Raw genomic sequence first — 26,127 nt, 5'->3', positions numbered from 1 at the left:
GCAGCGCAAAAGGGGAGAATACGAATCCATGACCTCGCGGTCTTGTCTGGTTCCGTCTGGCTTAGGCGGTTTTAACGCTAAAACTGGTGCCGCAGCGCTTGGTGGTGCAGCACTTCTTTTTTCACCCGCACTGGCGCACGCGGCCGACACCGCCCCCGCCATAGACAGTGGCGACACAGCATGGATGCTGGTCAGCACTGCCTTTGTGCTCATGATGACCATTCCCGGTTTGGCCCTGTTTTATGCGGGTATGGTGCGTAAAAAAAACGTGCTGGCTACCCTCATGCAGTCGTTTGCGCTGTGCTGCATTATGTCCATTGTCTGGATGGTAGCGGGTTATTCTCTGGCCTTTACCACGGGCACCCCGTGGCTGGGCGGGTTGTCTCGTATTTTTCTTAATGGGCTTGGGGCACATATTCACAACGGTGCAGATGTGGCCTTTACGTTGGGGGCCGACTCCCCCAATGCCACAACCATGACCATTCCTGAGAGCATCTTCATGATGTTCCAGATGACCTTTGCCATTATTACCCCGGCCCTAATCTCCGGCGCGTATGCAGAGCGCATGAAGTTTAGCGCTATGTGCATTTTCTCCATCATTTGGTCTTTGGTGGTCTATGCCCCTATAGCCCACTGGGTCTGGAGCCCTATCGGCTGGTTGGCTGGCCTTGGCACAGCAGACTTTGCTGGCGGTACGGTTGTGCATATTAACGCCGGTATTGCTGGCCTTGTTTGCGCCTTGGTGTTGGGCAAGCGTAAAGGCTTTGGCCAAGACGACCTCTCCCCCTTTAATCTGACCTACGCCATTATTGGGGCTTCTCTGCTGTGGGTCGGCTGGTTTGGCTTTAACGGTGGCTCTGCCATTGGGGCTAACGGCCGTGCAGGTATGGCCGTTGTTACCACTCAAATTGCCGCAGCTGGTGCTGGTGTCTCTTGGATGCTGGTTGAATGGCTGCGCTCTGGCAAGCCCACTGTGCTAGGTGTTATTTCTGGCGCTGTTGGTGGCCTTGTGGCCATTACCCCTGCCGCAGGGTTTGTGCTGCCCGGCAGTGCATTGCTTATTGGGCTTATTACTGGCGCTGTGTGTTTTTGGAGCGCGACCTCTCTCAAACACCTGCTCGGTTACGATGACAGCTTGGACGCCTTTGGCGTGCACGGCGTAGGCGGTATTGTAGGGGCACTCCTTACCGGCATTTTTGCCTACGGCCCCCTTTCCGCAACAGATGCCAACCCAACCGGCATTGTGGGCTCTTTGCACCAGCTCATGGTGCAGGCCGAGGCTGTTATTGTGACCATTATCTGGTGTGGCGCTATCTCTTTTGTGCTGCTCAAAGTTATTGATATGACCATTGGCCTGCGTGTCAGCACAGATCAGGAACTGGAAGGGCTTGATATGTCCTTGCATGGTGAGCGTATTAACTAAAATAGCCTTTACCCTTTTGGCTGTTTCTGGCCCACCCCACTTTACTGTGGGGTGGGTTTTTTAGTGTAAACGCCCCTTACAACCCAAACAGCGCAATAAACCCGAACCCAGCCAAAACCAGTAAAATAAGAGAAAGCAGAACCACCACACTTACCCGCACGCCACACTTTGCAACCGCACGCAGGTTTGTGCTTAACCCCAAAGCTGCCATGGCCAATACGGTCAAAACGGTGCTCACATGTGCTGCAATGGGCACACACACCAAAGGCAACAGGTTAAAAGACCGCAGCGCTGCCAGCACCAAAAAGCCCACAATAAACCAAGGGACAAACTGCCCGACTACAAAGGGTTTGGTATTGGGCTGTAGCATTTGACCAGCGACACTCGGGGTATGGGCAGCAGCCTGCTGTGCTTTATGGGTGATTAAAGCCAACACCAAAACCACAGGCCCCAACATGAGCACACGGGTTAGTTTAACCAGTGTGCCAAACTGCACTGCAACCGCCCCTACCCCCGCTGTTGCCGCCAAAACTTGGGGCACCGCATACACAGTTAACCCAGCTAACGCCCCATAGTGCACGCCATGCATATGAAAGAGCGGGGCACATACTGGTAATACGAGTACCAACAGCACACCAAGCAGGGCAGTGAAAGAAATTGCTGCGGCGACGTCCTCCCCCCTGGCGCGAATAACCGGGGCCACCGCTGCAATGGCAGAATTACCGCAAATGGCATTGCCGCACGCAATAAGTAGAGCCAACTGCTGTGGCAAGCCAAACAACCGCCCAAGACCATAAGACGCAAAAATTGCCAGCACCACAAAACCGGCAATACCCAAAGGCAAACCTGCGCCAGCGCTTAGCAGAACCTGCGTGCTTACAGCGCAGCCCAACAGCATAACCGCAACATCGAGCACCTGTTTGGCACAAAAATTAATACCGCACTGTGTTGCAGCCCCAAGCGGCACCGCGTTGCGCACAATGGCCCCTATAATAATGGCCAACACCAGTTGCTCTAGCCACATATTGCCAAAAAACATTTGCTCTAACTGCGCAGCGCCATAAGCCAAACCACTTACGGCAAGACACAACGCAACGCCCGGCGCCAACCGTTTTACGGTATGCAAACCAGACACACCCCACTGGCCCAGCAGCGCCCTATTAGCGGCCAAAACTCTTTGTGTTGGTTGTGTTTTAAAGGTTTGCATAAGCCTGCTCTTTATTGTGCAGGCACACCATGACCACTTGCTATTAATACTTCTAACGGATTATAATTATCATATTAATCTAAAAAAGAGATTGATTAATGACCCTAGAGCAATTGCGCATTTTTATTGCCGTAGCAGAGCGACAGCATGTTACGGCTGCGGCCCGCTTTTTAAACCTAACCCAATCTGCCGTAAGCAACGCCATTGCTGCCTTAGAAGAGCAACACGCCCTTAAACTGTTTGACCGCGTGGGGCGTGGTATTGTGCTTAACAGTTACGGCCAGCTTTTTTTGGTGGAAGCCCGGGCCGTTATGGCCCGCGCCATGCAAGCAGAAACCTTATTAGCAGACCTAAACGGCTTGAACGCTGGCACTTTGCGGGTGCAGGCCAGCCAAACGATTGTGAGCTACTGGCTGCCGCGTTATCTGGCGCGTTTTCATACGCTCTACCCCAACATTGCCATAGACATTCAAAGCGGCAACACCAAAGACGTTGCGGAGGCAACCCTGCAAGGCGCTTGTGAGCTAGGGTTTATAGAAGGCGCTGTCTCTTACCCCCTGCTCACGCAAGAAAACATTGGGCAAGACAAATTAACCCTCATAGCCGCCCCCAACCACCCGTTAGGCAAACAACACCACATTACCCCCCAAGACCTTATACAAGCCCATTGGGTTGCCCGTGAGCAAGGCTCAGGCACCCGCTCCAGCCTAGAAAAAACACTGGCAAAAGCAGGCTGCCCCGCCCACGCATTACACATAAGCATGACCCTGCCTTCTAACGAGGCCGTGCTCAACGCTGCCCAAAACGGCATTGGTATTGCTGGGCTTTCTGAGTATGTGGTGAAATCTGCTTTAGAGGCACACACAGTAATACCCCTAAAGTTTGACCTGCCAGCCCGTCATTTTAAAGTTTTGCACCATAAAGAACGCCGCCCCACACACGCGGCCAATGCTTTTTTGGCCATGTTGCGTAACCAACAGGCTACACAATAAAGGGGGCTACACCCCCACCGTAAAACCGGGTTTTATCACCCAGCCAGACAGCCCAAAGCACAACAGCAACAGCAACAGCAGGCTTTAACAGTATGGTGGCTAGAACAAAGTTACGCTGGTGCGCCTAAAATCTGCTGTTTTGTACTAAACCAGCAGCAACAGGGCCATTTTTGGTTACAAATTCTCCTGCCCTGCCCCTAACACCCGTAAACTTTATGCTTTTGAAGTTGTGCCTACGGGGCATGTAAAAACTGGCTGCTTACCGCCATAGTAAATACCCCACAAACCTCCACACTCTTTTCTCTTGCAAAAAAGCCCTGCTCTTTAAGCGTAAAAATGCAGCATTGAGCGTTCACCCCTCTTTTAGGGCGGCCTCTTAGGTAAAACCCCTTTACGTGCTCATACTATAGCCCAGTATTAAACGCTGTTTTATGTTAAAAGAAATCGTTTCTCTGGTTTAGGCCGCGTGTTCCTCTTTTATATCGGCTCACTTATGCTTATTGTCCAAAAGTGAACAGAGTCAGGGCACGGCGGCATGGGCCGTTTAGGTCGCCCTGATCGGAATAAGGTTTTACCAGTATGAAATCTTCTGCCCGTATTATGCTGGCTACTCTGGCTCTTAGTTGCGCTACGGCACTTTCAGCCCCGGCAGCCCACGCCCTGAGCGCTAAAGAATGCCACCAGAACTTTGCCGCTGCCCGTAAAGCAGGTACCTTAAACGGCCAAAGCTACAAAGAATTTAAAGCTGCAAGCTGTGATACAGCCGCCGCTGCAAAAACCGAAGCAACTGCACCGTCTGAGCCTGCAACACCCGCCAAGGCAGACAAGCCAACCGTTGCCAGCACCACAACCGCCCCAGAAGCCAGCAAACCCGCAGCAGCAGCCACCGCACCTGCCGCAAGCACGGCTGGCGTTGTGTTCCCGACCGCTGTTGCAAGCCAGTATGAAAAATTGTCTGCTGGTAAAGCCCGCATGAAAACCTGCCTTGACCAGTACAACACCAATAAAGCCAATGGCGGCAATGGTGCTCTTAAATGGATCCAAAAAGGTGGTGGCTATTACAGCCAGTGCAACACCCGCCTGAAAGGCGAATAAGCCTAACACGGCTTATAAGGTTTTAGCACTCTAAAACCTACACAATGGCTGGAGCCAGCTTTTATAACACTGGCTCCAGCCTTGTATTGCAAAAATAGATTTTATGAGCACTATTTTTTATCAATAGCATCAAAAGTCATTTCAAGGCTCGCTTATAACTGTCTGGCATACTGTTATAAGCCGGTAAGCATCCCCCCTTTTGATCCTGATACGACAGTTTTGTGTTTGTAAAACCGTGCTATCCAGTTACAAAAATACTCTAACACCCTCGCATTTGCATTTTATAAAAATTTGAAAACATGCTGCTGTACAAAATAGTTTAAGTTCTACCGTTTTCGTGCGGGCATAACATAGAGCTTGCCTGTCTGGTAAGAAATCCAAACCCTGTGGGCCGCAAACCAGTCTGAGCCAAGTAGCATATCGGCTACATCATGCAGCGGGGCTACGGTTAGCACCGGGTTTTTCTCTTCTTCCAAACCGTATTGCAGGGTTTTAAACTGGTGCCAATGGTAGACCTGTTGCCGCCCGTCAACACCATTGGTTAGGCCGCCAGGGTCTGCTGCCAATGTTTGCTCAGATACGCCAAGGCGTGCCACGACACTCTGCGCCACAATGCGCGAGCGTGCGCCGCTATCAACCAAGGCTTTAAGCGTATGCCCATTTAAAACCACAGCAATAGAAACACGCCGCCCATCAAACTGCATGGGCAGAGCCCGGTAAATGGCATTCCACCCTTGCGGGCCACCGCAGGCGGCATTGGCGGCTGGAGTGGGCGCCCAAAGGTTCATCCAGCCTTCTGCTACGTTAAACTCTACATCGTAATGGGTTAGTACATCGCCACCAATCAGCCCTTCTATGGGGGGCTGCACGGGTGGCTTGCCGGGTAAAGACCCCACAGCAATAGAAAACATGCCGCTACGGGCAGCCCCTATTTGTAAAGACCGCACAATAACGTTGGGCACCACTTTTTGCCCACCACCTGTACCCTGCATAACCGTGTTAATGGCGGGGTCTAGTTGCAGGCCAAATGCCTCTGCACCGCTGGGAGAGATAAGGCTCCCCTCAGACCCTGTATCAATAATCATGCTGGCAGAATGGCCATCTATACTAACAGGGCTACTTAAAAAACCAGCATCGTTACGCAAGGGCACATGGGCCAACAGCTTGGGCTGGCAATTACCCTCCGCCGCCTGCACACTTATTGGGTGAGCAAGGGCCGTAACACCTAATAAACCGACACACCCAAAAAATAAGGACAATACCCGCATCAGACTACGCCAGTTCTTGTGCAAAACGGTCTGTCGCATTGAGCAAGGCTGTTAAAATACCCGGCTCAAATAATGCGTGGCCTGCGGCATCAATCAGGTGCAGTTCAGCCTCTGGCCATGCTTTGTGCAAGTCCCATGCGGTGCGTACGGGGGTTGCCATATCATAGCGCCCCTGCACAATAACGGTAGGGATATGCCTTATACGGTCTACATTTTTAATAAGCTGGCCCTCTTCTAACCAGCCACCATGCACAAAATAGTGGTTTTCAATGCGGGAAAACGCCAGCGCGTACTCAGCATCTTCATGCTGGTTTTCAATGTCTGGTGCGGGCAGTAGGGTGAGTGTTCGCCCTTCCCACAGGCTCCATGCCACGGCGGCCTCATGCTGCTCTTTTTTATTCTCAGAGGTTAAGCGTTTACGATAGGCAGCCATCATGTCACCCCGCTCTGCGGCGGGAATGGGGGCAAGAAAATCTTCCCATTTATCAGGGAAAATCCAAGATGCGCCTTCCTGATAATACCAGAGCAGTTCGGCCCGCCGCAGGGTAAAAATACCCCGCAACATTAACGCGCTTACACGCTCTGGGTGGGTTTGGGCATAAGCCAGCGCAAGGGTAGACCCCCAAGAGCCGCCAAAAACCGCCCATTTTTCAACCCCACACTGCACACGCAGGCGCTCAATATCGGCCACCAAATGCCATGTGGTGTTATTTTCAAGCGAGGCATGCGGTTTAGAGCGCCCACACCCGCGTTGGTCAAACAGCACAATGCGGTACAGGCTTGGGTTAAACAACCGCCGTTGGGCCGGGTTACACCCACCACCCGGCCCACCATGTAAAAACACAACCGGAACACCATTCGGGTTACCGCATTCCTCCCAATAGACTTGGTGTCCCTCACCAGTCTTTAGGTAGCCGTGCGCGTAAGGTTCAAGAGCGGGCCAAGGAGTACGAAAGGGAGAAAACATGACTGCTGAAACCTTACTGTTTGCGGTAAAATACACGAAATTTCTTAAAGGCTGTTTCACAAGCTCAAAGTAGAGGGGTGGCTAAGCCTTTTTATGGCTGAACACGCCACTGTGTAACCACCATGTTGTGTTGGCACTCTACAAAACCAACGCCTTCAAACGTAAAAAGGGTGTGTAAGCACAACCAAGGCTGAGAGTTGGCGCTGCCCCCTATTTATGGGCCACATGGGCACGAGGGTGCGCCTTAGCCCAAACGTCTAACAATCTGGCCTCATCTGCCAAGGTATAGCGCTGGGTGGTCGACAAGCTGGCATGGCCTAAAAGTTCCTGAATAACACGTAAATCTGCCCCGCCCTCCATAAGATGTGTGGCAAATGAATGCCGTAGAGAATGTGGGGTTACATGATCTGGCAAGCCCGCCATAGCCCGCCACTCTCGCATGGCTTTTTGTGCAATGCCTGCCTGTAGCCGTTTACCCCGCACACCGGGAAAAAGAGGAGACGTAGCCAAAGGGCTTGGGTGAAGCCTAACCCACCCTTCCAACACTTTTTGCACATGCTCCAATACAGGCACCAAACGCTCTTTATTACCCTTACCCTTAATACGCAGCACACCGCTGCCCCGCATGGGGCTTAGGTCTGCTATATTCAACGCAAGAGCTTCTGAAATACGGAGGCCGCACCCGTAGAGTAAGGTAAATAAAGCGGCGTCACGTCTGCTGGCCATGTCTGTGTTGGCTAGGTCGGCTATATCTTCTGGTACGGCTTTGGCATCTGGCACGCTTAACGGCCGTGGCAGTGGCTTTTTTGTACGTGGTGTTGCCAATAGCCCTACAGCCGCGTTTTCTACCCCATGCCTACGCGCCAAATACCGAAAAAACGAGCGCACAGCAGACACACGGCGCGAGCGTGTACGCGCAGCCCGGTCTGGCGTGGTTTTACGCACCGGGGCTAGGGTTGCCTGCGCTTGCTCATGTGCAAGCCATGCCCGCATGTCGCGCAGGCTTATATGCGCAAGCCCCGCCATATCTGGCAGGCCATTAAGGTGCTCCCCCATAAACGCCATAAAACGAGACAGGTCATGCTGGTAAGCTTCAAGCGTGAGGGGCGATGCCCGACGCTCAGCCCCCATCCATGTCAAAAAAGCCTGAACCGCTTCTTGCGCTGTCATAAAAGGCTCCCAGCTACCACTTTTACCTTACCCTGAAACAACCCGTTACTTGTTCAGAGTTTTTTACATGACGCAAGCACTGTTCTTCTGGTGCTGGAGTGCCTAAAAAGAAAGCTATGGAGCCAGCCCTGTTTTCTTCTTTGTTGCCAGATGCACCTGCCCCCCCTGCGGCACCCGCACGGCGGCGAGTTTCCGTGCTGCTGCCCATGCCCTTTGCTGGCCCGTTTGACTACGCAGCCCCCCCAAACATGCCACTAAACCCCGGTGATGTTGTTGTAGTACCCCTAGGCCGCAGGCGCGAAACCGGTGTGGTGTGGGAGCCTAACCCCAACCTACCAGCAGATTTTGCCCCCCCACCCCAACGCACGGTAGAAGCCGCCCGCCTGCGCCCCGTGGCAGAATTGCTAGACCTACCCCCACTTTCTGCCGAGTTACGCCATTTTATAGACTGGGTGGCCGCCTACACCTTAACCCCACCCGGCATGGTACTTGCCATGACCCTACGCTTACATATGCGCGGCGTACCCACCCCCAGCATGGGCTGGATACTGGCTGAAAATAGACCCGACACTGTGCGCCTAACCCCGGCCCGGCAAAAAGTGCTCGACCTGCTGCAAGACGGTACAGCCCGCACCACAACAGACATTGCAAACGCCGCCAACGTAGGGCCGGGCGTGGTGAAAGGGCTGGCCGATGCCAAAGCCCTTAAAGCCATTAAATTGGGGCCAGAGCGCCCCTTTGCCGCCCCTAACCCACACCATAACCTACCGGTGTTAGAAGGTGAGCAAGCCACCGCCACCGCCGCCCTGCGCAACACCGTGGCAGAGGGCCAGTTTTCCGTAACCTTGCTAGAAGGGGTAACCGGGTCTGGCAAAACCGAAATTTACCTTGAAGCCATTGCCGCCTGCCTAGAACAAGGCAAGCAAGCGCTGGTTTTATTACCCGAAATTGCACTTTCTGCCCAATGGATGCAGCGCTTTACCCGCCGCTTTGGCACAGAGCCCGCCATTTGGCATTCAGAAATTGGGCAACGTGCCCGCCGCCTTACATGGCACGCGGCAGCTAATGGCAGTGCGACTGTGGTGGTTGGTGCGCGTTCAGCCCTGTTTTTGCCCTTTAATAATTTGGGCCTTATTATTGTTGATGAAGAACACGAAAGCCTGTTCAAGCAAGAAGAAGGCGTTATTTACAACGCGCGCGACATGGCCGTGGTACGGGCCCGCCTTTCGGGTTTTCCCATAGCGTTGGTGTCGGCCACACCAAGCCTTGAAACTTTAGCAAATGTTGAGGCGGGCCGTTACCGCCACCTTATTTTGCCCTCTCGGCATGGCGGGGCCTCTTTGCCCGAAACGCGCATTTTAGACATGCGCGACCACCCACCCCCACGCGGGCTTTTTCTCTCCCCCGCTTTAACAGAGCAACTCAGCGCAACGTTTGAGCGGCAAGAGCAGGCCATGCTGTTTCTTAACCGCCGTGGCTATGCCCCCCTTACTCTGTGCCGGGCCTGTGGCCACCGTATGGAATGCCCCCACTGCACCGCATGGTTGGTAGAGCACCGAGCAAAAAAAATGCTCTCGTGCCATTACTGCGACCATACAGAGCCTATGCCCCCCACCTGCCCCACCTGCGGGGCAGAAGAAAGCCTGACAGCCATTGGCCCCGGTATTGAGCGTATTACAGAAGAAGCCAAAAACCTTTTCCCCGATGCGCGCATTCTGGTTATGGCCAGCGACACATTAGGTGGCCCCGCCGCCACAGCCGAAGCTGTTGCCAAAATTTCCCGCAGGGAGGTTGATCTGGTTATTGGCACGCAAATTGTTGCCAAAGGCTGGCACTTTCCACACTTAACACTTGTTGGCATTGTTGATGCAGACCTAGGCCTTGGCGGGGGTGACCTGCGCGCGGGTGAGCGCACCATTCAACTGCTGCACCAAGTTGCAGGGCGTGCGGGGCGTGCCAGCACACCGGGGCGGGTGCTGCTGCAAAGCTATACGCCAGAACACCCGGTTATGCAGGCCCTTGTGTCGGGAGATTTTGACGCCTTTATGGCACAAGAAGCCGCCCAGCGCCGCCCCGGCTTTTGGCCGCCCTATGGCCGCCTGGCAGCCCTTATTATTAGCGCAGAAGACGCAAAAGAAGCAGACGCCACCGCAGCAGACCTAGGCCGCACCGCCCCCTACGGTGAAGGCATACAGGTGCTTGGCCCGGCACCGGCCCCTATTGCGGTGCTCCGTAACCGCCACCGCCGCCGCATTTTACTGCGCACATGGCGCACCATAGCCGTACAACCCATTTTGCGCCGCTGGCTTAGCATGGTTAAACCGGGCAAAGGGGCCCGTATTGATATCGATATTGACCCGGTTTCTTTTTTGTAAAAACGCATAGGCATAAAAAAAGCGGGCCATACAGCCCGCTTTTTCATAATCCACTACTGTAAATGCCTTACAACTCAGCTTTTAGCCGCATCGTTAGCGGGTTTAGCTGTGCTGGTCAGCACAGTGGTAATGGTGTCGCGCAGCACTATAACACGCACGTTGGGGGCAATTTCTACCTCCACTTCGTTTGTGTCTTCACGGCTTTTTTGCACCACGCCAACAATACCGCCTGCGGTTACAATGCGGTCGCCACGGCGCAGGGCTTTTAGCTCGTTACGCAGTTGCTTCTGCCGCTGCTGCTGTGGCCGGATAAGCAGGAAATACATGATGGCAAAAACGCCAACAAACGGCAAAAAAGACATAATACTGGACATACCGCCCCCACCACCGCCCGCTGTTTGGGCATAAGCTGTAGAAATAAAGAAATTAGACATTCAAACGCGCTTTCAACGTAAAGCTGGTAAGACCAGCAAACGAGCAGACCATAGATTTAGGTTTTCGTGCGTCAAGCGTCTGCATGCCATTACGCACTTTCTTCGTGGGGCTATCTGGTCTAATTTTTGCGCCCGCTGCAAGCAAAACCGCACACAGGAGCCACGTTTCATGACACTAGACCCAAGTCAGTTTTCTGTTCTGGAACGTATTGCCACAGCACTTGAGCGCCTCTCCCCCCCTGCGCCAAGCCTTGCTGGGGTTGATAAAGCCGATGCATTTGTGTGGCTACCAGAGCAGGGCCGCCTGCTACCCGTAAGCAACGTAGCCCACGTGCCAGCAACGCTATTGCAAGGGGTTGACCACCAACGCCAAACCCTTTTGGACAATACCGAACATTTTGCCCAAGGCCTGCCTGCCAATAATGCCATGCTGTGGGGGGCACGCGGTATGGGCAAGTCTTCTTTGGTTAAAGGGGCACATGCGCTTGTTAACCAAGTTAACGGCAAAGCCTGCGCACCCGGTACAGGCCGCGTAGCCCTTATTGAAATACAGCGCGAAGACCTTGCAACCCTACCCGAACTTCTGGCCCTTTTACGCACCAGCAGCCGCAAATTTATTTTATTTTGCGATGACCTGTCTTTTGAAAAAGAAGATCGAGACTACAAAGCCCTTAAATCTGTGCTCGATGGCGGCATTGCAGGGCGGCCAGAAAATGTTCTGTTCTATGCTACCTCCAACCGCCGCCACCTTATGCCTCGCGACATGATAGAAAATGAGCGGGCCTCTGCCATTAACCCCTCTGAGGCTACGGAAGAAAAAGTCTCGCTCTCAGACCGTTTTGGCTTGTGGCTGGGCTTTCATGCCTGCGCGCAAGATGTCTTTTTGGATATGGTACACACTTACGCCAAAGAGCGTGCACTGCCCATTAGCACACCAGAGCTAGACGCACAGGCTAACGCGTGGGCCATTACACGCGGCGGGCGCTCTGGCCGTGTGGCTTTCCAGTTTATTGAAGACCTAACAGCCCAGCTTGCCCCTAAAACCTAACCCCTCACGGTTTTGACGTTCTACACCACTCAAGGATACTCCATGCCGCTCCCCTTTACGGCCGCCATAGCCAGCGAACCCGTTGATAGCGTTGCACATATTATTCAAATTGCGCTTACACCCGTCTTTATGCTCTCGGGCATTGGCACGCTGCTTAACCTGTTTAACACCCGCCTAGCCCGCGTCTCTGACCATATTGAGCAAGCAAACGCTCTACTGACCGATGACAACGATGACGCCCAGCGCAATATGCAGCTTGAGCGCCATTTAGTACGCCTACACCGCCGCACCCTTATACTAGACACGGCTATATTAGCCGGTGGCCTTGGCGGGGCGTCATCGTGCGGGGCGGCATTTGTGCTGTTTATGGGCAGTGTGCGCGACTCTTCGGTCGCGGCATGGCTGGTGCTTATGTTTGGCTTGGCCTTGGCCTGCACTGTAGGCGCACTGGCCCTGTTTTTGGGAGACAGCCTTATTTCTTGGCATGGCCTGAAACGCGAAGGCCCCTTGCCCCGCCCTACCCCAAAAACAACCTGAAAAGCCCCATAGCACGCGCGCTATCTTGCCTCTTTGCTCAATATGGGGTTGCATAGCCGCATCTATGATATAGCAGCCAAGAGCACACATGCTCCGGCAGAGTAACAGAGGCGAAATGGACCAGACACCCACTGACACCAAAGCCCAGCACCCCTCGCCCGAGGAAAACGCTCCAAAGGTTGATTTGCGGCGCGTCCGGTCTAACCCAGATTTCTGGTACCCTGTTGCATGGTCTAAAGACCTCAAGCCCGGCAAAACCATTGGCACGCGCTATGCAGCACACCCCATTGCCTTGGTAAGGCCAGAAGAAGGCTCTGTCTTTGCCCTAGAAGACCGCTGCGCCCACCGTCAGGTGCCGCTCAGCAAAGGTAAGGTTACAGGGCATGCCGTGCAGTGCTGTTACCATGGCTGGGCCTATGGCCGCTCTGGCCGCTGCATTGACGTGCCCTACCTTGGCAAAGGCAAACTGCCCAACGGCGTAAAAACCTACCCCTGCCGCGAGCAAGACGGGCTTATCTTCATTTTCCCCGGTGACCCCGAAAAAGCAGATACAACCCCACTGCCCCCCCGCTTGGCCCGTGTAGGAGACCCCGCTTACAAAACCCGCTCTTTTGGCCAAGAAGTAGGCTGCCACTACAGTTTCATGCATGAAAACCTGATGGATATGAACCACCAGTTCATGCATATGAAGCAAATGGGCCAGATGCGCCCCCGCTTTTTGGGCCAAAAGCGCGAACCGGGCTTAATAGAAGCCCGCTACAGCTTTGCCCGCACCAGCGGTAAACAGCCAATTGGCGAAGCCCTCATTTTTGGCGAACGCCGCGATTCTTCAGAAAAATTCCAACACCGGGATGTCATGACCATCCGGACGGAATACCCCTACCAGACCCTGCGCATTCAAACCGGAGAGGAAGACCCGGTTATGGATTTGTGGATTGTCTATGTACCCCAAGATGAAGCTGAACTGACCAACCGTACCTTTGGCCTTCTTTCGGTCAAACGCCCCAAGGTACCCGGCGTGCTTGAGCTGGCATGGCCTTTCCTTGTTGCTTTTACCGAGCGCATTTTTGCTGAAGACCGCGAAATTGTAGAACTTGAGCAAAAAGCATGGCGTGAACTGGGCGGAGACCACAACGTAGAGGTTTTCCCGGTTATTAATGCGCTGCGTGGCCTGTTGGCAGAATGTGGTATACCGCCTGCACCCGCCAAAAATGCCTGATATTGCCACGTTATTTCTGGACGCAGCCCCCTACAGGCTGCGCCCCCTTTTACCTGAAGATGCAACAGCCCTCCATAACCTAGTAAATGACTGGGAAGTGGTGCGTATGCTCAGCCGCCTGCCCTTTCCCTACCCGAGAGACCTAGCTGATGACTGGATAGCCGCAACACTGGCCATGCACCGGGCCAAGCAAGGCTACCATTTTGCCATATTAGATAACCAAAACCGCTTTATGGGGTGTGTGGGCTTACGTGTTGAAACCCTGCCCCAAATTGGCCGGGTGGGTATGTTGGGTTATTGGGTAGGCCGCCCCTATTGGAAACAGGGCATTGCCACAAAAGCCGCTACACGGCTTGCCCACTGGGCACTTGCCAACCTTGATATAACGCGCCTGCGCGCAACGGTTGCGCAAGATAATGCGGCGTCTGCCACGGTGCTGGAGCGCACAGGCTTTAAAGCCATAGGCACAGACCGGCAAATGTTTATAGCCCGCGGTACAGACCACCCCGTTACTGTTTATGAAATGACCCGCACAGATATAAACATGCCCCAAACTCTACCCGCCACCCGTAAACTGGTGCTGGTTTCAGCCGCCGCCCTCGTCGATACAGAGGGCCGTGTTTTACTTGCGCGCCGCCCAGAAGGCAAAAGCCTTGCAGGGCTGTGGGAATTTCCGGGCGGTAAAATGGAACCCGGTGAATCTGCCGAGGCCGCCTTAATACGCGAACTGCACGAAGAGCTGGGCATAGACGTATCCCGCGGCTGTTTGGCCCCGTTTACCTTTGCCTCGCACAGCTACACAACGTTTGACCTGCTTATGCCCCTGTTTTTATGCCGCCGCTGGAGCGGCACCCCAACCGGGCGCGAGGGCCAAGCCTTAGCGTGGGTGCATGTTAAAGACCTGCGCGACTACCCCATGCCAGAAGCAGACCTGCCCTTTATTGCTCTTTTGCAAGAAACATTATGAAAAAAGCCGTGGTAGATACTGCAAAGTACCCCACCACGGCTTTTAAAGCACGGTACGCAAAAGCTATAAAAGCGCTCTGCTTACCGTTTGTGGCTTTTAGCCAGCAGCCTGTTCGTACAGGGCCGCTACACGGTCCCAGTCAACCAGGTGTTCAAGGAACGTTTCAACGTATTTTGGGCGCACGTTACGGTAGTCAATATAGTAAGCGTGTTCCCACACGTCGCAGGTTAGCAGGGCGGTGTGGCCGTGCACCATGGGGGTATCTGCATTGGCGGTTTTGGTAATGGCAAGTTTTTTGCCATCAAACACCAGCCAGCCCCACCCGCTCCCAAACTGAGAAACGCATGCTGCTTTAAATTCAGCCTTAAAAGCATCAAGAGAGCCAAAATCGGCAATCAGTTGCTGTTCCAGCTTGGCAGGAATAGCGCCGCCGCCTTTGGCTTTCATGCTCAGCCAGAAGAAAGAATGGTTCCAGTGCTGGCCAGCTTGGTTAAACAGCACTTTCTGTTCTGGGTCTTTAGCAGACTTCAGAATAACATCTTCCAAAGACAGGCCGCTGTAAGGGCCGCTGGCTGTCAGTTCGTTCAGTTTATCAACATAGGCTTTATGATGTTTGCCATGATGGAACTCAAGTGTTTCAGCAGACATATAAGGTGCCAGCGCATCGGGTGCGTAAGGCAGCTCTGGTAGTTTAAACATATGATTCCCCAATCCAAATAAGCCAGAAAATGGCTTGCCTGCGGTTATACCAGCCGCTTTCTTATATTCAACATGCTATATTAGACCCATGGCACAGCAGGCATGGGCAACCTCTCAAGCGCACGAGCGCACATCGTACTATTCTACCCCCTGCCTGTACGACAGCCTGCCCCCGTCTCTGCACGAGGCACAAGGCAGCCCCTTGCCTATTTCACTCTTGACGAACCCGAATGCAGTTCTCATAAACAGTGCTGGTTGGTGCTTTATAAGTTTTGCACCTCCCCCTCGTGATTTGTAAGGCCGGCTTGCGGCGAGGTTAAACAAGCGCGCTAAAGAGGCTTTGGGCAGGTGTACCCTGTCCCATGGTTTCCACGGTCAGGCGAGCTAGTATGACTGAAGCGGAAACACTCCCACTTTTTCCGTGCTTCTCTTTAGCCATGCTGCGCAGGAAAGAACCGGAATACGCGTAATGAGCGAAAACAAAACACCCTCTACATGGCGCTCCGCCACCCGCCAGCTTCATGCCGGCCTTGAACGCACAGAATTTGGCGAAACCAGCGAAGCCGTTTTTCTGACCTCTGGCTTTGTGTATGACAATGCCGAACAAGCTGCCAAAACCTTTACAGGTGAGGTTGAGCACTACCAGTATAGCCGCTTTTCCAACCCAACCGTTGCCGCCCTTGAGCGCCGCTTGGCAGACCTTGAAGGGGCCGAAGCCTGCGTTGCCACAGCAACCGGCATGGGGGCTGTTTCTTCTGCCCTGCTCTCTCATGTTAAAGCAGGTGAGCGGGTTGTTGCCTCTCGCGCGCTTTTTGGCTCTTGCCACTGGATTGTTGCCAACCTGCTGCCGCGCTACGGCGTAGAAACAGTGTTTGTTGATGGCTCAGACCTAGACGCATGGGCACAGGCACTGTCCAAGCCGACCTCTGCCGTGCTGCTTGAAAGCCCATCAAACCCGATGCTGGATGTGCTCGATATTCGTGCCATTTCAGACTTGGCGCACAAAGCTGGCGCCATTGTGGTGGTAGATAACGTTTTTGCCTCTCCGGTTTATCAAAAACCATTAGAGCTTGGGGCAGATGTGGTTGTGTATTCCTGTACCAAACACATTGACGGTCAAGGCCGCGTGTTAGGCGGTGCTGTGCTTGGCACCAAAGACTGGATTACCGAAACACTCCAGCCCTTTACCCGCAATACCGGCAATGCGCTCTCTCCCTTTAACGCATGGGTTATGCTCAAAGGGCTTGAAACCCTAACCCTGCGCGTAGATGCCATGACCCGTAACGCCGCAACCGTGGCCGATTATCTGGCACAGGCCCCCGGCGTGCTAAGCGTGCGTTACCCCGGCCGCAAAGACCACCCACAATACGCGCTGGCTCAAAAGCAAATGACCGGCGGCGGCAGCTTAATTGCTTTTGAAGTAGCTGGTGGCCAAGAAGGCGCATTTGCTTTCATGAACGCACTGCAACTGATCGCTATTTCTAACAATCTGGGCGATGCCCGCTCTTTGGTGACCCACCCTGCCACTACTACCCACATGAAAATTGGGGCAGAAGAACGCGCACGCCTTGGTATTTCTGATGGAGCTATTCGTTTCTCTGTTGGGTTAGAAGACAGCACAGACCTTATTGACGACCTAGCACGCGGCCTTGCCGCCCTGCCCCGCAGCTAAGATCTGCCCATTCAGTGCCCTTTCTGCCACGCTTTGTGGGCTGAAAGGGCATGAGTGCTTTCCTGCCCCGCCACTTCATGATAGGGGCTAAGGCCCAATTGCCTTGTGCTTGGGGTAAAAGGCGTTTTCTTTCGTCTTTTGCCGCCCGCACTTTCTCAGCACTCAGGAGCACATACGCCCCATGCCTGACTGGTCGGCCACTCCGCCCACGTCTCATGACCCAGAAGACGCTTTGAACGAACTTTTTGCGTCTGTCCCAACTTATGAGGCAGAGACAGAAAGCGTGCGCGTACTGGTTCAGGTTTTTTGGCTGCCTGACCAGTCAGAGCCAGATGAGCATATCTACTGCTGGGTTTACCGTATCCGGATAGAAAATGCCGGCAGCGCCACGCTGCAACTCTCTGAGCGCACGTGGCATATTACAGATGGGCAAGGCCGTACCGAGTACGTGCATGGTGAAGGCGCTGTGGGCGAACAGCCCGTTATCCGCCCTCAAGCCGGGTTTGATTATACCTCTGGCGTATCGCTAACCACCCCTGGTGGCTTTATGCGTGGGTCTTACCAGATGCGCGACATCAATTCTGGCCGTCGTTTTGATATCGCTATTCCTGCTTTCAGTCTGGATAGTCCGTTCCAGATTAGGCAGATTCACTAACTTTTTTACCAGCACAAGCCACATGCAGGAGAACGGCATGAGCAGCGACTCTCAGCCCGAAAACACACCGCGCCCGTCACGCACAGAAGCAGAGCAGGCTGTACGCACCCTGCTACGCTGGGCAGGTGACAACCCCGCTCGTGAAGGCCTGCATGACACCCCATCTCGGGTCGTACGCGCCTATGAAGAATTTTTTGAAGGCTACAACACCAACCCCCATACCCTGCTAGAGCGCACCTTCTCTGAAGTTGAAGGGTATGATGAAATTGTGCTGCTGCGCGATATTAGGTTTGAAAGCCATTGCGAGCACCACCTTGCCCCCATTATTGGGCGGGCGCATGTAGCCTACCTACCTAAAAAGCGCGTTGTTGGCATTTCTAAACTTGCCCGCGTGGTTGATGCCTACGCCCGCCGTTTGCAAATTCAGGAACGCCTAACAGCGCAAATTGCGAACACCATTAACGATGTGCTCGAACCCCAAGGCGTGGCTGTTATTATTGAATCAGCCCATGAGTGCATGACCACACGCGGTGTACACCGCCCCGGTGTGTCTATGGTAACCAGCACCATGCTGGGTGTTTTCCGTGAAAACACAAATACCCGCCAAGAACTCTTGGCTATGCTCAACCGCCCCTCTGCCTGCGGCGTTTAAGCACACACCTCCCCCCCGCCCCTTTTAAAAGGGAGCGGGGTTTGGGTGCTTTTTACAGACCACCCATAAAAGACTAAAATTTTTGCTTAAGCCTAAACACGGTTTTTAAAGCCCAACTAGCAGGCTTTATTTTTTTACCCTTAATCGGGTGATCTTTCCGTTAAATGGTATGTAATTTTAACCCGGTTATCATTATGCGGGTGTGTCACGCTGGGTACAATTGTAACACCAATACTCTTTTTAACGTAAAGTGCTTGCATGGCTTTTTCGTCTGCCAACATGGCCGCAGGCGTTACATTTTGGCCGGGTTGCAGTTTTGAGGCCCCCCGCAAAGCATGTGTTGCCACATGTAGGTTTCCGTCAAAATTAATGCTTTCCACCACCAAAGGCTGGTCGGTTGTGGGTGCTGGCTCTGCCTCGGTTATGTTCCAGCGCACATGTACGCTCTCGCCGTTAATATCGAGAGCCTGCTTTACCGTGCCAGTCAGGTTATGCTGTGCGTAAACTTTCATAACATCTTGCAGGCCGGCGGTAATACGCGCCTGAGAGACGTGCTCTCCCACCTTAAATGGAACCGCCGCCATAAGCTGCGCCGTTGAAAGGCGCTGGTTACCACTAAGCGTAATACCCGTAATTTTTAACGGTTTATCAAGCGGGGGTAACCCCTTAGCCTGTGCATTACCGGGGGCTTGGGTTGGGGCATCACCCGGCGGCAAAGAGGTTGGTGGTGTTTGCGCCTGTGCTACTACAGCGCCCCCAGCAAGGGTAACCCCAAGAATGGTGCTAAAGAGAACATGACGCATAAAAAACAGGCTCCATTCTGTTGAAACAACATGGTTATGATGCACAACAGAATGGCCATGCCAACGCACTAAATAGAGATTGTTGCCCCAAGCACGCTTAAAAACTGCGCAAGCCACGCCGGGTGGGCGGGCCATGCTGGGGCAGTTACCAATTCACCATCTGTCACTGCATCAGTAACAGCAAGGTCAACGTATGTAGCGCCTGCAAGTTCAACTTCTGCCCTACATGCCGGGTAAGCAGACACGTTGCGCCCCTTAATAATGTTAGCCGCAGCCAAAAGCTGCGCGCCATGGCAAATGGCAGCAAGGGGGCGGTCTGCAAAGGCACGTACTATTTCAAGCACGCGGGGGTTCATGCTCAAATGCTCTGGCGCGCGGCCACCGGGTACAATCAGACCAATATAATCATCGGTATCAATGTCATCAAAATCGGCATTAAGCGTAAAGTTATGGCCGCGCTTTTCGCTGTAGGTTTGTGCGCCTTCAAAGTCATGAATAGCTGTTATAACAGTATCACCACTTTTTTTACCGGGGCTTACAACATCAATTTTATAGCCCAGCATTAACAGAGCCTGATACGGCACCATAATTTCATAATCTTCAACATAGTCGCCTGCCAGCATCAGCAGTTTGACATCGGTTGTATTAGTCATGGTGTGTTCCTTCTGGTTGCCCTTCACGCAGGCGTGGCATGAGCTCTACAAAGTTGCAGGGTCTGTGGCGGCTATCAAGCTGGAACACCAAAATATCGTCCCAACCGTCTTTTACCGCACCGGTTGAGCCGGGCAGTGCAAACAGGTACGTGCCCTGCGCAACCCCAGCCACAGCACGGGATTGGATTGTAGAGGTACCAATTTTCTTGTAAGAGAGCATCCGGAAAAGCTCTCCAAAGCCTTCAATGCGCTTTTCAAGCACGGCATCAAAGGCTTCTGGCGTTACGTCTCGACCTGTAACACCCGTACCGCCGTTGGTTATCACAACATCTATTGTTGGGTCGCTTATCCATGCCTTTAGGCGCGTTGTAATTTGCGCCACATCGTCGGGCACAATGGCTCTGTCTGCCAACACGTGCCCCACCCCTTGCAGACGGGACACGAGCGCCTGGCCCGAGGTATCGGTCTCTAGCGTGCGGGTGTCAGAGACCGTCATAACGGCAATACGCACAGGCAGAAATGGGCGGGTTGTGTCTATCTTGCTCATGGGGTGCTTCCACTACCTTAAATGCTGATGCTTTGTCGCATCACTACCGGATGAAAATACAGTGATGTTCCATAAAATCACCATCAAAAGAGAACAGAGGGAACTAAATGATATAAAAATGTTTTAACCTCCGTAATGCTTGAACTGCATACCCGCCGTTACTCTGATACCGCGAGATATAACAAAAAAATCATGCCCAACTCTTTACCTCACTCTTCGTTTTTGCGCTTTGCCTCTCTCACTTTCCTTTTGGCTGCGGGCTTTACTACTCAGGCCCATGCACAGCTCTTGGCAGGTGGAAACAGTGCCGCAGGCCTTTGGCCCAGCCTAGAAGCCAATAACGAAGCCAACCAGGTAGAAGACCCCGGCCCGCTGTTTTCTGCCCCCTACGGCCACAACCATTTTTTTGGAGACTGGTGGGGCGCGCAGCCGTGGCTGCTTGACCACGGCATTCATGTTCTGGCCGACGTGCATGAAGAACTGGCAGGCAACTTTAAAGGGGGCCGCAGGCAAGGTGTTACCAACGCAGGCCAGGTTGGCGTTGAACTAGACGTAGACTGGGGCAAGCTCACCCAAACCAACCTCATGAAAGGGTTTTGGACCCACATGATGGTGGTAAACGGCCACGGCCGTAACCTAAGCACCGACTATATTGGCGATTCCATTGGCGGCGTGCAGCAAATTTATGGGGCCCGCGGTAACGTGGTTGCCCACCTTGTTTACCTGTATGGCGAAAAAGCGTTCCTGAATAACCATGTTGATGTGAGCGCTGGCTGGATACCAGTAGGCAGCTTTTTTGCCGCCTCTCCCATCTACTGCATGTATATGAACGTAGCCGTATGCGGTAACCCTGCCCCTAACAAATACACCGAAGGCAACCGAGACTGGCCATCTGGTAACCTTGGGGCCGTTGTCAGGGTTATGCCAACAGATCAGACCTATATTATGAGCGGTCTTTTTGCCGTCTCTCCCCATTCGTTTAATGGTGGCATTTCTGGTTGGGCGTGGGCGCAAGATGGCTTGGGTAAGTTTTCTACCCCGGTTGAAGTGGGCTGGCTGCCCTCGTTTGGTAAAAACCACCTGGTTGGCCATTATAAGGCTGGTTACAGCTACGATAACTCGAAATACACAGACCTGTACCAAGACGTAAACGGCAACCCGTGGGTAACATCTGGCCGCCCTGCCCGCTACCGCGCAGGCCGTGCCAGCGCATGGGTACATGCAGACCAAATGATTATGCGTAACGGCGAAGGCCCAACAAATGGCCTGATAGCCCATGCAGGCTATATGTGGACAGACGGCAAAACCACCGCCATGTCTCACCACATCTGGGGTGGTTTTCTGGAAACCGGGGCCGTATGGGGCCGCCCGCTTGATAGCATTGGCGTTATGTACCAGTGGCTTAAAATGAGCCGCACTGTTGCGTTGCAGCAAGAAGCCTCTCTGGCTGCGGGGCTGCCCTTCCAAAGCAACCAATGGGGGGCCGCATGGGGCATTCAAACCCATGAAAATATTTACGAAGTTTTCTACAACGCCCACATTGCCAATGGCTTAACGTTGCAGCCAGACTTCCAGTATATCAACCGCCCCGGCGGCACCACCACGTTTCATGATGCCGCAGTTATGGCCCTTCAGTTCAACGTAATTCTGTAAGGCTTTCTATGGGGGTAAGGCTTAACCGCCTGCCCCCAAGGGCTGTAAAACTCTCTGCATGGCAGGTCAGCACCAAAATCTGGAAACGGGTTGCCGCCTCTGCCAACACATCAAACACCCGCTCGAGCCTTTGTGAATCTGAAAAACTAAGGGCGTCATCAAGCACTAGCAGGCTGGTGCCATGTTGAGCATGCAATAGCTCAGCAAAACCTAACCTTACCAAAACCGCTATTTGCTCGCGCGTGCCATCAGACAGGCAGGTAAAGGCTTCTGTTTGTTTGCGGGTAATTTCTGGCACCTTAAACTGCGTATCAAGCGAAACCACGATACCGGGAAACACGCTTGAAAAAGCAGGCTGCATTGTGCGCAGCAAAGGGGCCAGATAACGCTCTGTTTGCTCTTGCTCTGCTGCACTCAATGTTTTTTGCAATAAATCCAGTGCGGCGCGCTCACGCTCATACCCTTCACGCTCAAGGCGTATGCGCTCAAAAACACGGCTGGCTTGGGCTATTTGCTCATCTATCCCATCGCCCTCCGCCATACGGACACGGGCTTCTCGCTCGCGTATGTCTCCGGTTAATTGGGTAATGTTGCTGCGGGCGTTTTCCAGCTTTTGCTCATGCCGCTCTATGCTACTTTCCAGCATAGCCAACGGGCGGGCCTGTGCCCGTTTAAGCGCACACTGTTCAACCGCTGCTTTAGCGATCAAAAGCGCTTGGCGAGCTTGCAAGAGGTCTGCCGTTAATGTCTCCTCAGGTCGGCGGGCTAGGCTTGCCTCTTCCTCTCGCTGGGTTTGCGCTACAGCTTGCTCAACCTCACGCAGGCTGGCCTGCATGCTTTGGTGCTGGGCCTGTATGGCCTCGTAACTTGCTTGGGCTGTGCGCTCTATTTGGCGGGCCTCCTCTGCGGCAAATGCCGTTTTTTCTTCTACCTCTGCTGCCGCTTCTGGTGTTGGTGGTGCAGGTTGCTGTGCGTCTTGCAAAGGGCCAGCTAACAGCGTGCTGGCTTGCGCTAAATCTGCACTGAGTTGCGCAACCTGCTTGCGCATATTCTCTACCGCCTGAGCCCCCCCTTTAGCGGGTGTGCCTTCTGGCAAGGTTGCCAAAAAGGCTGCTCGGGCCTCAAGCACGGCTTCTTGCGCCTGCCGATAATATGCATAGCGCGTTGTTGCATCGGCCATGCTTTGGCACCCTGCCTGTTGCAACAGAGTATTCAATGCTGCTTTGGCAGCCTGCCATTTTTCGAATAAACCGGCTTTATCATGCTGTGCAGGCGTAATGGTAAAAGTGCCAATATCCTCAATTTCAACCTGTGTTTCCTGCAATAGGCTTAGGTCTTGCTGGGGGCATGCCGCACCGGCCACTTTTACCTTAACGGCGGCATCTGGCAAAAGCGCAAAAGAGAGTTTGGGGGCCTGTGCCTCGCACTGGGCCTGATACTGCACACACGTACGCTCTGCCGTTTGTAAGCTTTGCATAAGCGCGTCGTTAACAGGCAGCGCCGCCAAAGTTGCTTGAGCCTGCTCTAACCGTACCTGTGCGCCCTCGGCGCGTGTCAGCAACGCTTGCTCACGGGCCAAAATATGCTGCTTTTGCAACAAAGCCGCTTGCTGTGCGGCAAACATACGCTGCTTGCGGGCCTGCTCATGCGCCTGTTCGCAGTTTTGGCGGCGTTGGGCTGCGGCATCGCGCTGTTTTTGTGCGGCCTGCACACGGGGGGTAAGGCTTTCTAATGCCTGCTGTATGGTTGCACACTGTTGCAGCAAGTCTTTTTGGTGTGCTTTGTTTTCTGTGCGGCGTTGTTTGTCTTGTTCTAAAGTATTGCAGGTTGTTTCAGCAAAAGCCGCGTTAGCACGGGCTACTTTTTCTTCCCCCTCAAGCTGCTGCACGGCATCTCGCTCGGCGCGTAACGCGGCCAAAGTGCCCTCATCTTGCACGCGGCGCTCTGGGTTTGTTTGCTCACGCAGCGTGCGGTGTGCCTGCTCCAAACTTGCTAGGTCTTCTTCTAACAAGGCTTTGCGGGCTTCAAGCGTTGCCAGTTGTGCCTGTGCTTGGGCCTCTTGCTCTAGTGCTTTTTTGTAGCGGCCTGTGGGCTGGTTGGTACTGGCGGTTTGTAACGTGCCTAACCGCTCGCGCACTTTTGCCAACACGCTAGAGGCCGCAGCCCCACCCGTTACGCTTTCGGCTCCTTGCGCTAAGCAACTCCGCAAGCTGGCTTGCCCCGTCTCATTCAAAACGGGCAGGCTAAAACTTTCCCCTTGGCCCACCAGCAAAGCGGGCCATAACCCGGCATCCCCCTTTGTGGCCTGCGCTAACCCTAAAAGGCTCCGTAATTTTTCTTCTGCCTCGTCACCTTCAAAGCGGTCTGGGCCTAGGGTTAGGCGCGTGCAGGTTTTAGAGAGAAAACGTTTTTCCAGCGCACACTCAATACCATTCCATGTAAAGTGCAGCACCACATGGGGCGCACTGCCCCCATAGCTCGCCAAGTCTTTTACATTTTGGCTTTTAGAAGAATGGCGCAGCGTTAATGCCGCACGCAAAGCATGCAAAAGGGTAGATTTTCCTGCCTCGTTTGGGGCGGCTAAAACATTTAACCCTGCGCCAAGGCCAGCAAGCCGTACAGGCGCACCAAAACGGCGAAAGCCTTCTAACTGTAGGTCTGTCAGAATCATGCGGCCTGCCCTTTGCTTTCGTTCCAGAACAGAAAAAGGCGTTGTAAGGCCTCTGTGGCAACAGCCCCTTCTGCGCCACCATTTTGCGCTTGTGCCAACAATGTTTCTGCTGCCCTCCGCACAGCCCCTGCGGGGCCAAAGCAGTCCAGGTCATCTAGCCCAGCGTTAAGTTGTGGTGTGCCAGACAGCCTAAGGCACGCCACGGCGGCCCGCAGCCTGCGCGTTATCAGGCTTTCATACAGGGCCATGTCTTCTACGCCCAGCATACCGCTTACGGTTAACCACACGAGCACAGCCCCTGCGTTATCGGGGGCAATACCGCGTACTCGGGCGTCTAGGGCGTAAATATCTTCAGCGCTGGTTAAGGTAACATCCCCAAGCTTTTGCCACATATAATGGCCTGTTTTGTGGCGCTCTATGAGAGGGGGTGCCGTGGCACCTTGAATGTCTACAACAAGGGTTTCTCCGCCGCCGCCGCGCCCTATATCAAAATTATCTATTTCTGGCGTACCGCTATAACAGGTGCGTTCGTTAATCTGACAAAAACCGTGCCAGTCACCTAACCCCAAATAAGACAAACCAGCTTTTTGAGCACGATCTATGGCAAGCGGGTTATGTTGGGCTTCTTCATTGTTACCAAAATTCACTACCGACCCATGCGCAAGCCCAATGCGCACGGCCCCCGGTGGTGTTGGGGCTGTGTCCATATAGGCAGTTAGGTCTGCCAATACGTGGCGGCGTTGTAGCACGGCGGGCAAAAGCCACACATTCTCGGCTTCATCAATTTGTACCGGGCCGGGTTGGCAATGCAGGTGCACATTGGCGGGTACTCCGCCTTCGCGCACAAGGCGGGCCCACACACCTTCTGGCGTGTTTGCATCGTGGTTGCCGGGTATAAGGTGCCAGTGCACATCTGCAAATTCGCGCATGCGCTCCATGGGTTGGTACAAAGTGCGCTCGGTTGGGGTTTCGTGCTCGTAAATATCACCCGCTACCAGTACGTGCTTTGCCCCTTGTTGGCGGGCCAAGTGGCCAATACGGCGCACAACCTCTACCCGCTGGGCTTGTAGAGCACCTTGGGTTTCGTCATTCACAAACCCAAATGTGCGGCCTATTTGCCAGTCTGAGGTATGAACAAACTTCATGCGCAGCGCCCCGTTAGCTGTGTGCCTTACTCTTGCACATCACATTCGTGCGAAAAATACCATGCAGATACAGCCATTTATGTGCCATTTTTATAAGGCACACCCCATAAGCAAGCACCTTATAGTGCCATAAAGACAGGGCACAGGCTTTTTGCTCTTGCATAATATGCAAGGCAGATACGCGCCAGAAACGACACGCTGAACATTATATTTTATTTTAATAGATTCTTACTCTCTTATGGATTCGGCATTTTTGCTGAACCGCAAGACAACAC

The 26,127-nt window shown here is 53.6% G+C and carries 23 protein-coding genes and 1 riboswitch; of the genes, 12 read left to right on the top strand and 11 right to left on the bottom strand.

All coding sequences use genetic code 11. From position 1 onward, the window contains the following. Window positions 1–28 precede the first annotated feature (28 nt). Complete coding sequence (locus Abor_RS01850; RefSeq protein WP_084594318.1) at window positions 29–1,423, top strand: ammonium transporter; 1,395 nt, start codon at window positions 29–31, stop codon at window positions 1,421–1,423. A gap of 76 nt (window positions 1,424–1,499) precedes the next feature. Here the strand turns inward: Abor_RS01850 and Abor_RS01845 are convergent, their stop codons facing one another. After that, on the bottom strand, window positions 1,500–2,630 hold the full coding sequence (locus Abor_RS01845) for a YeiH family protein (RefSeq protein ID WP_048840137.1): 1,131 nt from the start codon (window positions 2,628–2,630) through the stop codon (window positions 1,500–1,502). A gap of 98 nt (window positions 2,631–2,728) precedes the next feature. Here Abor_RS01845 and Abor_RS01840 point away from each other — a divergent pair, with 98 nt between their 5' ends. Together Abor_RS01840 and Abor_RS01835 are read left to right on the top strand one after the other, a co-directional pair. After that, on the top strand, window positions 2,729–3,622 hold the full coding sequence (locus tag Abor_RS01840; protein ID WP_048840136.1) for a LysR family transcriptional regulator: 894 nt from the start codon (window positions 2,729–2,731) through the stop codon (window positions 3,620–3,622). Window positions 3,623–4,201: 579 nt separating this feature from the next. Continuing rightward, on the top strand, window positions 4,202–4,717 hold the full coding sequence (locus Abor_RS01835) for a hypothetical protein (RefSeq protein ID WP_048840135.1): 516 nt from the start codon (window positions 4,202–4,204) through the stop codon (window positions 4,715–4,717). Between the two features lie 326 nt (window positions 4,718–5,043). Here the strand turns inward: Abor_RS01835 and Abor_RS01830 are convergent, their stop codons facing one another. The 3 genes from Abor_RS01830 to Abor_RS01820 all read right to left on the bottom strand — a co-directional run bounded on the left by Abor_RS01830 (window position 5,044) and on the right by Abor_RS01820 (window position 8,122). Then, the gene (locus Abor_RS01830; protein ID WP_052946338.1) at window positions 5,044–5,985 is read right to left on the bottom strand and encodes a retropepsin-like aspartic protease; all 942 of its coding nucleotides are present in this window, start codon (window positions 5,983–5,985) and stop codon (window positions 5,044–5,046) included. A gap of 4 nt (window positions 5,986–5,989) precedes the next feature. After that, window positions 5,990–6,952, bottom strand: coding sequence for a prolyl aminopeptidase (pip, locus tag Abor_RS01825; RefSeq protein WP_048840134.1), 963 nt, complete (start codon window positions 6,950–6,952; stop codon window positions 5,990–5,992). A 210-nt stretch (window positions 6,953–7,162) separates the two neighbouring features. Beyond that, on the bottom strand, window positions 7,163–8,122 hold the full coding sequence (locus Abor_RS01820) for a tyrosine recombinase XerC (protein WP_048840133.1): 960 nt from the start codon (window positions 8,120–8,122) through the stop codon (window positions 7,163–7,165). Window positions 8,123–8,238: 116 nt separating this feature from the next. Between Abor_RS01820 and Abor_RS01815 the strand changes: the two genes are divergently transcribed. Continuing rightward, window positions 8,239–10,497, top strand: a complete 2,259-nt coding sequence (locus tag Abor_RS01815; protein WP_048840132.1) for a primosomal protein N' — start codon at window positions 8,239–8,241, stop codon at window positions 10,495–10,497. Between the two features lie 74 nt (window positions 10,498–10,571). Here the strand turns inward: Abor_RS01815 and yajC are convergent, their stop codons facing one another. Next, the gene (yajC, locus tag Abor_RS01810) at window positions 10,572–10,931 is read right to left on the bottom strand and encodes a preprotein translocase subunit YajC (RefSeq protein ID WP_048840131.1); all 360 of its coding nucleotides are present in this window, start codon (window positions 10,929–10,931) and stop codon (window positions 10,572–10,574) included. Window positions 10,932–11,100: 169 nt separating this feature from the next. Between yajC and Abor_RS01805 the strand changes: the two genes are divergently transcribed. The 4 genes from Abor_RS01805 to Abor_RS01790 all read left to right on the top strand — a co-directional run bounded on the left by Abor_RS01805 (window position 11,101) and on the right by Abor_RS01790 (window position 14,702). Beyond that, window positions 11,101–11,979: an ATP-binding protein gene (locus tag Abor_RS01805; protein ID WP_048840130.1), complete on the top strand. Its 879-nt coding sequence runs from the start codon at window positions 11,101–11,103 to the stop codon at window positions 11,977–11,979. A 42-nt stretch (window positions 11,980–12,021) separates the two neighbouring features. Next, window positions 12,022–12,516 (top strand): DUF2721 domain-containing protein, encoded by a 495-nt coding sequence (locus Abor_RS01800; protein WP_048840129.1) that lies wholly within the window; start codon window positions 12,022–12,024, stop codon window positions 12,514–12,516. A gap of 115 nt (window positions 12,517–12,631) precedes the next feature. After that, window positions 12,632–13,735 carry an aromatic ring-hydroxylating oxygenase subunit alpha gene (locus tag Abor_RS01795; RefSeq protein ID WP_048840128.1) on the top strand — a complete coding sequence of 368 codons (1,104 nt, stop codon included), beginning with the start codon at window positions 12,632–12,634 and terminating at the stop codon, window positions 13,733–13,735. Then, window positions 13,728–14,702, top strand: a complete 975-nt coding sequence (locus tag Abor_RS01790; RefSeq protein ID WP_048840127.1) for a bifunctional GNAT family N-acetyltransferase/(deoxy)nucleoside triphosphate pyrophosphohydrolase — start codon at window positions 13,728–13,730, stop codon at window positions 14,700–14,702. The genes Abor_RS01795 and Abor_RS01790 overlap by 8 nt, the downstream gene beginning before the upstream one ends. Before the next feature lie 96 nt (window positions 14,703–14,798). On the opposite strand, the gene Abor_RS01785 is transcribed toward Abor_RS01790, so the two are convergent. Further along, a complete protein-coding gene (locus Abor_RS01785) occupies window positions 14,799–15,401 on the bottom strand; it encodes a superoxide dismutase (protein WP_048840126.1) in 603 nt (200 codons plus the stop codon). Window positions 15,402–15,675: 274 nt separating this feature from the next. Next, window positions 15,676–15,755: riboswitch (SAM riboswitch) on the top strand. Between the two features lie 115 nt (window positions 15,756–15,870). On the opposite strand from Abor_RS01785, the gene metZ reads away from it, so the two are divergent. The 3 genes from metZ to folE all read left to right on the top strand — a co-directional run bounded on the left by metZ (window position 15,871) and on the right by folE (window position 18,380). Continuing rightward, complete coding sequence (metZ, locus tag Abor_RS01780) at window positions 15,871–17,073, top strand: O-succinylhomoserine sulfhydrylase (RefSeq protein ID WP_048840125.1); 1,203 nt, start codon at window positions 15,871–15,873, stop codon at window positions 17,071–17,073. Between the two features lie 181 nt (window positions 17,074–17,254). Further along, window positions 17,255–17,728, top strand: coding sequence for a Co2+/Mg2+ efflux protein ApaG (gene apaG, locus Abor_RS01775; protein WP_048840124.1), 474 nt, complete (start codon window positions 17,255–17,257; stop codon window positions 17,726–17,728). Between the two features lie 37 nt (window positions 17,729–17,765). After that, complete coding sequence (gene folE, locus Abor_RS01770) at window positions 17,766–18,380, top strand: GTP cyclohydrolase I FolE (RefSeq protein ID WP_048840123.1); 615 nt, start codon at window positions 17,766–17,768, stop codon at window positions 18,378–18,380. 140 nt (window positions 18,381–18,520) lie between these two features. Here folE and Abor_RS01765 read toward each other — a convergent pair whose 3' ends face one another. The 3 genes from Abor_RS01765 to moaB form a co-directional block, all read right to left on the bottom strand. Further along, entirely contained in the window at window positions 18,521–19,183 is a 663-nt protein-coding gene (locus Abor_RS01765; protein WP_158319711.1) for a POTRA domain-containing protein, read from the bottom strand. 68 nt (window positions 19,184–19,251) lie between these two features. After that, the gene (locus Abor_RS01760; RefSeq protein ID WP_048840121.1) at window positions 19,252–19,836 is read right to left on the bottom strand and encodes a DJ-1/PfpI family protein; all 585 of its coding nucleotides are present in this window, start codon (window positions 19,834–19,836) and stop codon (window positions 19,252–19,254) included. Further along, a complete protein-coding gene (gene moaB, locus Abor_RS01755) occupies window positions 19,829–20,383 on the bottom strand; it encodes a molybdenum cofactor biosynthesis protein B (RefSeq protein WP_048840120.1) in 555 nt (184 codons plus the stop codon). Before moaB ends, Abor_RS01760 begins: the two co-directional genes overlap by 8 nt. Window positions 20,384–20,575: 192 nt before the next feature. On the opposite strand from moaB, the gene Abor_RS01750 reads away from it, so the two are divergent. Further along, entirely contained in the window at window positions 20,576–22,036 is a 1,461-nt protein-coding gene (locus Abor_RS01750) for a carbohydrate porin (RefSeq protein WP_048840285.1), read from the top strand. Here Abor_RS01750 and Abor_RS01745 read toward each other — a convergent pair. Both Abor_RS01745 and Abor_RS01740 read right to left on the bottom strand, forming a co-directional pair. Then, window positions 22,020–24,707, bottom strand: coding sequence for an AAA family ATPase (locus Abor_RS01745; protein WP_048840119.1), 2,688 nt, complete (start codon window positions 24,705–24,707; stop codon window positions 22,020–22,022). The two genes, Abor_RS01750 and Abor_RS01745, sit on opposite strands and share 17 nt — an antisense overlap. After that, window positions 24,704–25,852 carry a metallophosphoesterase family protein gene (locus tag Abor_RS01740; RefSeq protein ID WP_048840118.1) on the bottom strand — a complete coding sequence of 383 codons (1,149 nt, stop codon included), beginning with the start codon at window positions 25,850–25,852 and terminating at the stop codon, window positions 24,704–24,706. The genes Abor_RS01745 and Abor_RS01740 overlap by 4 nt, the downstream gene beginning before the upstream one ends. Window positions 25,853–26,127 lie beyond the last annotated feature (275 nt).

This window comes from Acetobacter orientalis, from assembly GCF_000963965.1.
Lineage (GTDB): Bacteria > Pseudomonadota > Alphaproteobacteria > Acetobacterales > Acetobacteraceae > Acetobacter > Acetobacter orientalis.
Note: the sequence above shows the minus strand (reverse complement) of the source record. Positions and strands in the feature narration are given on the sequence as shown.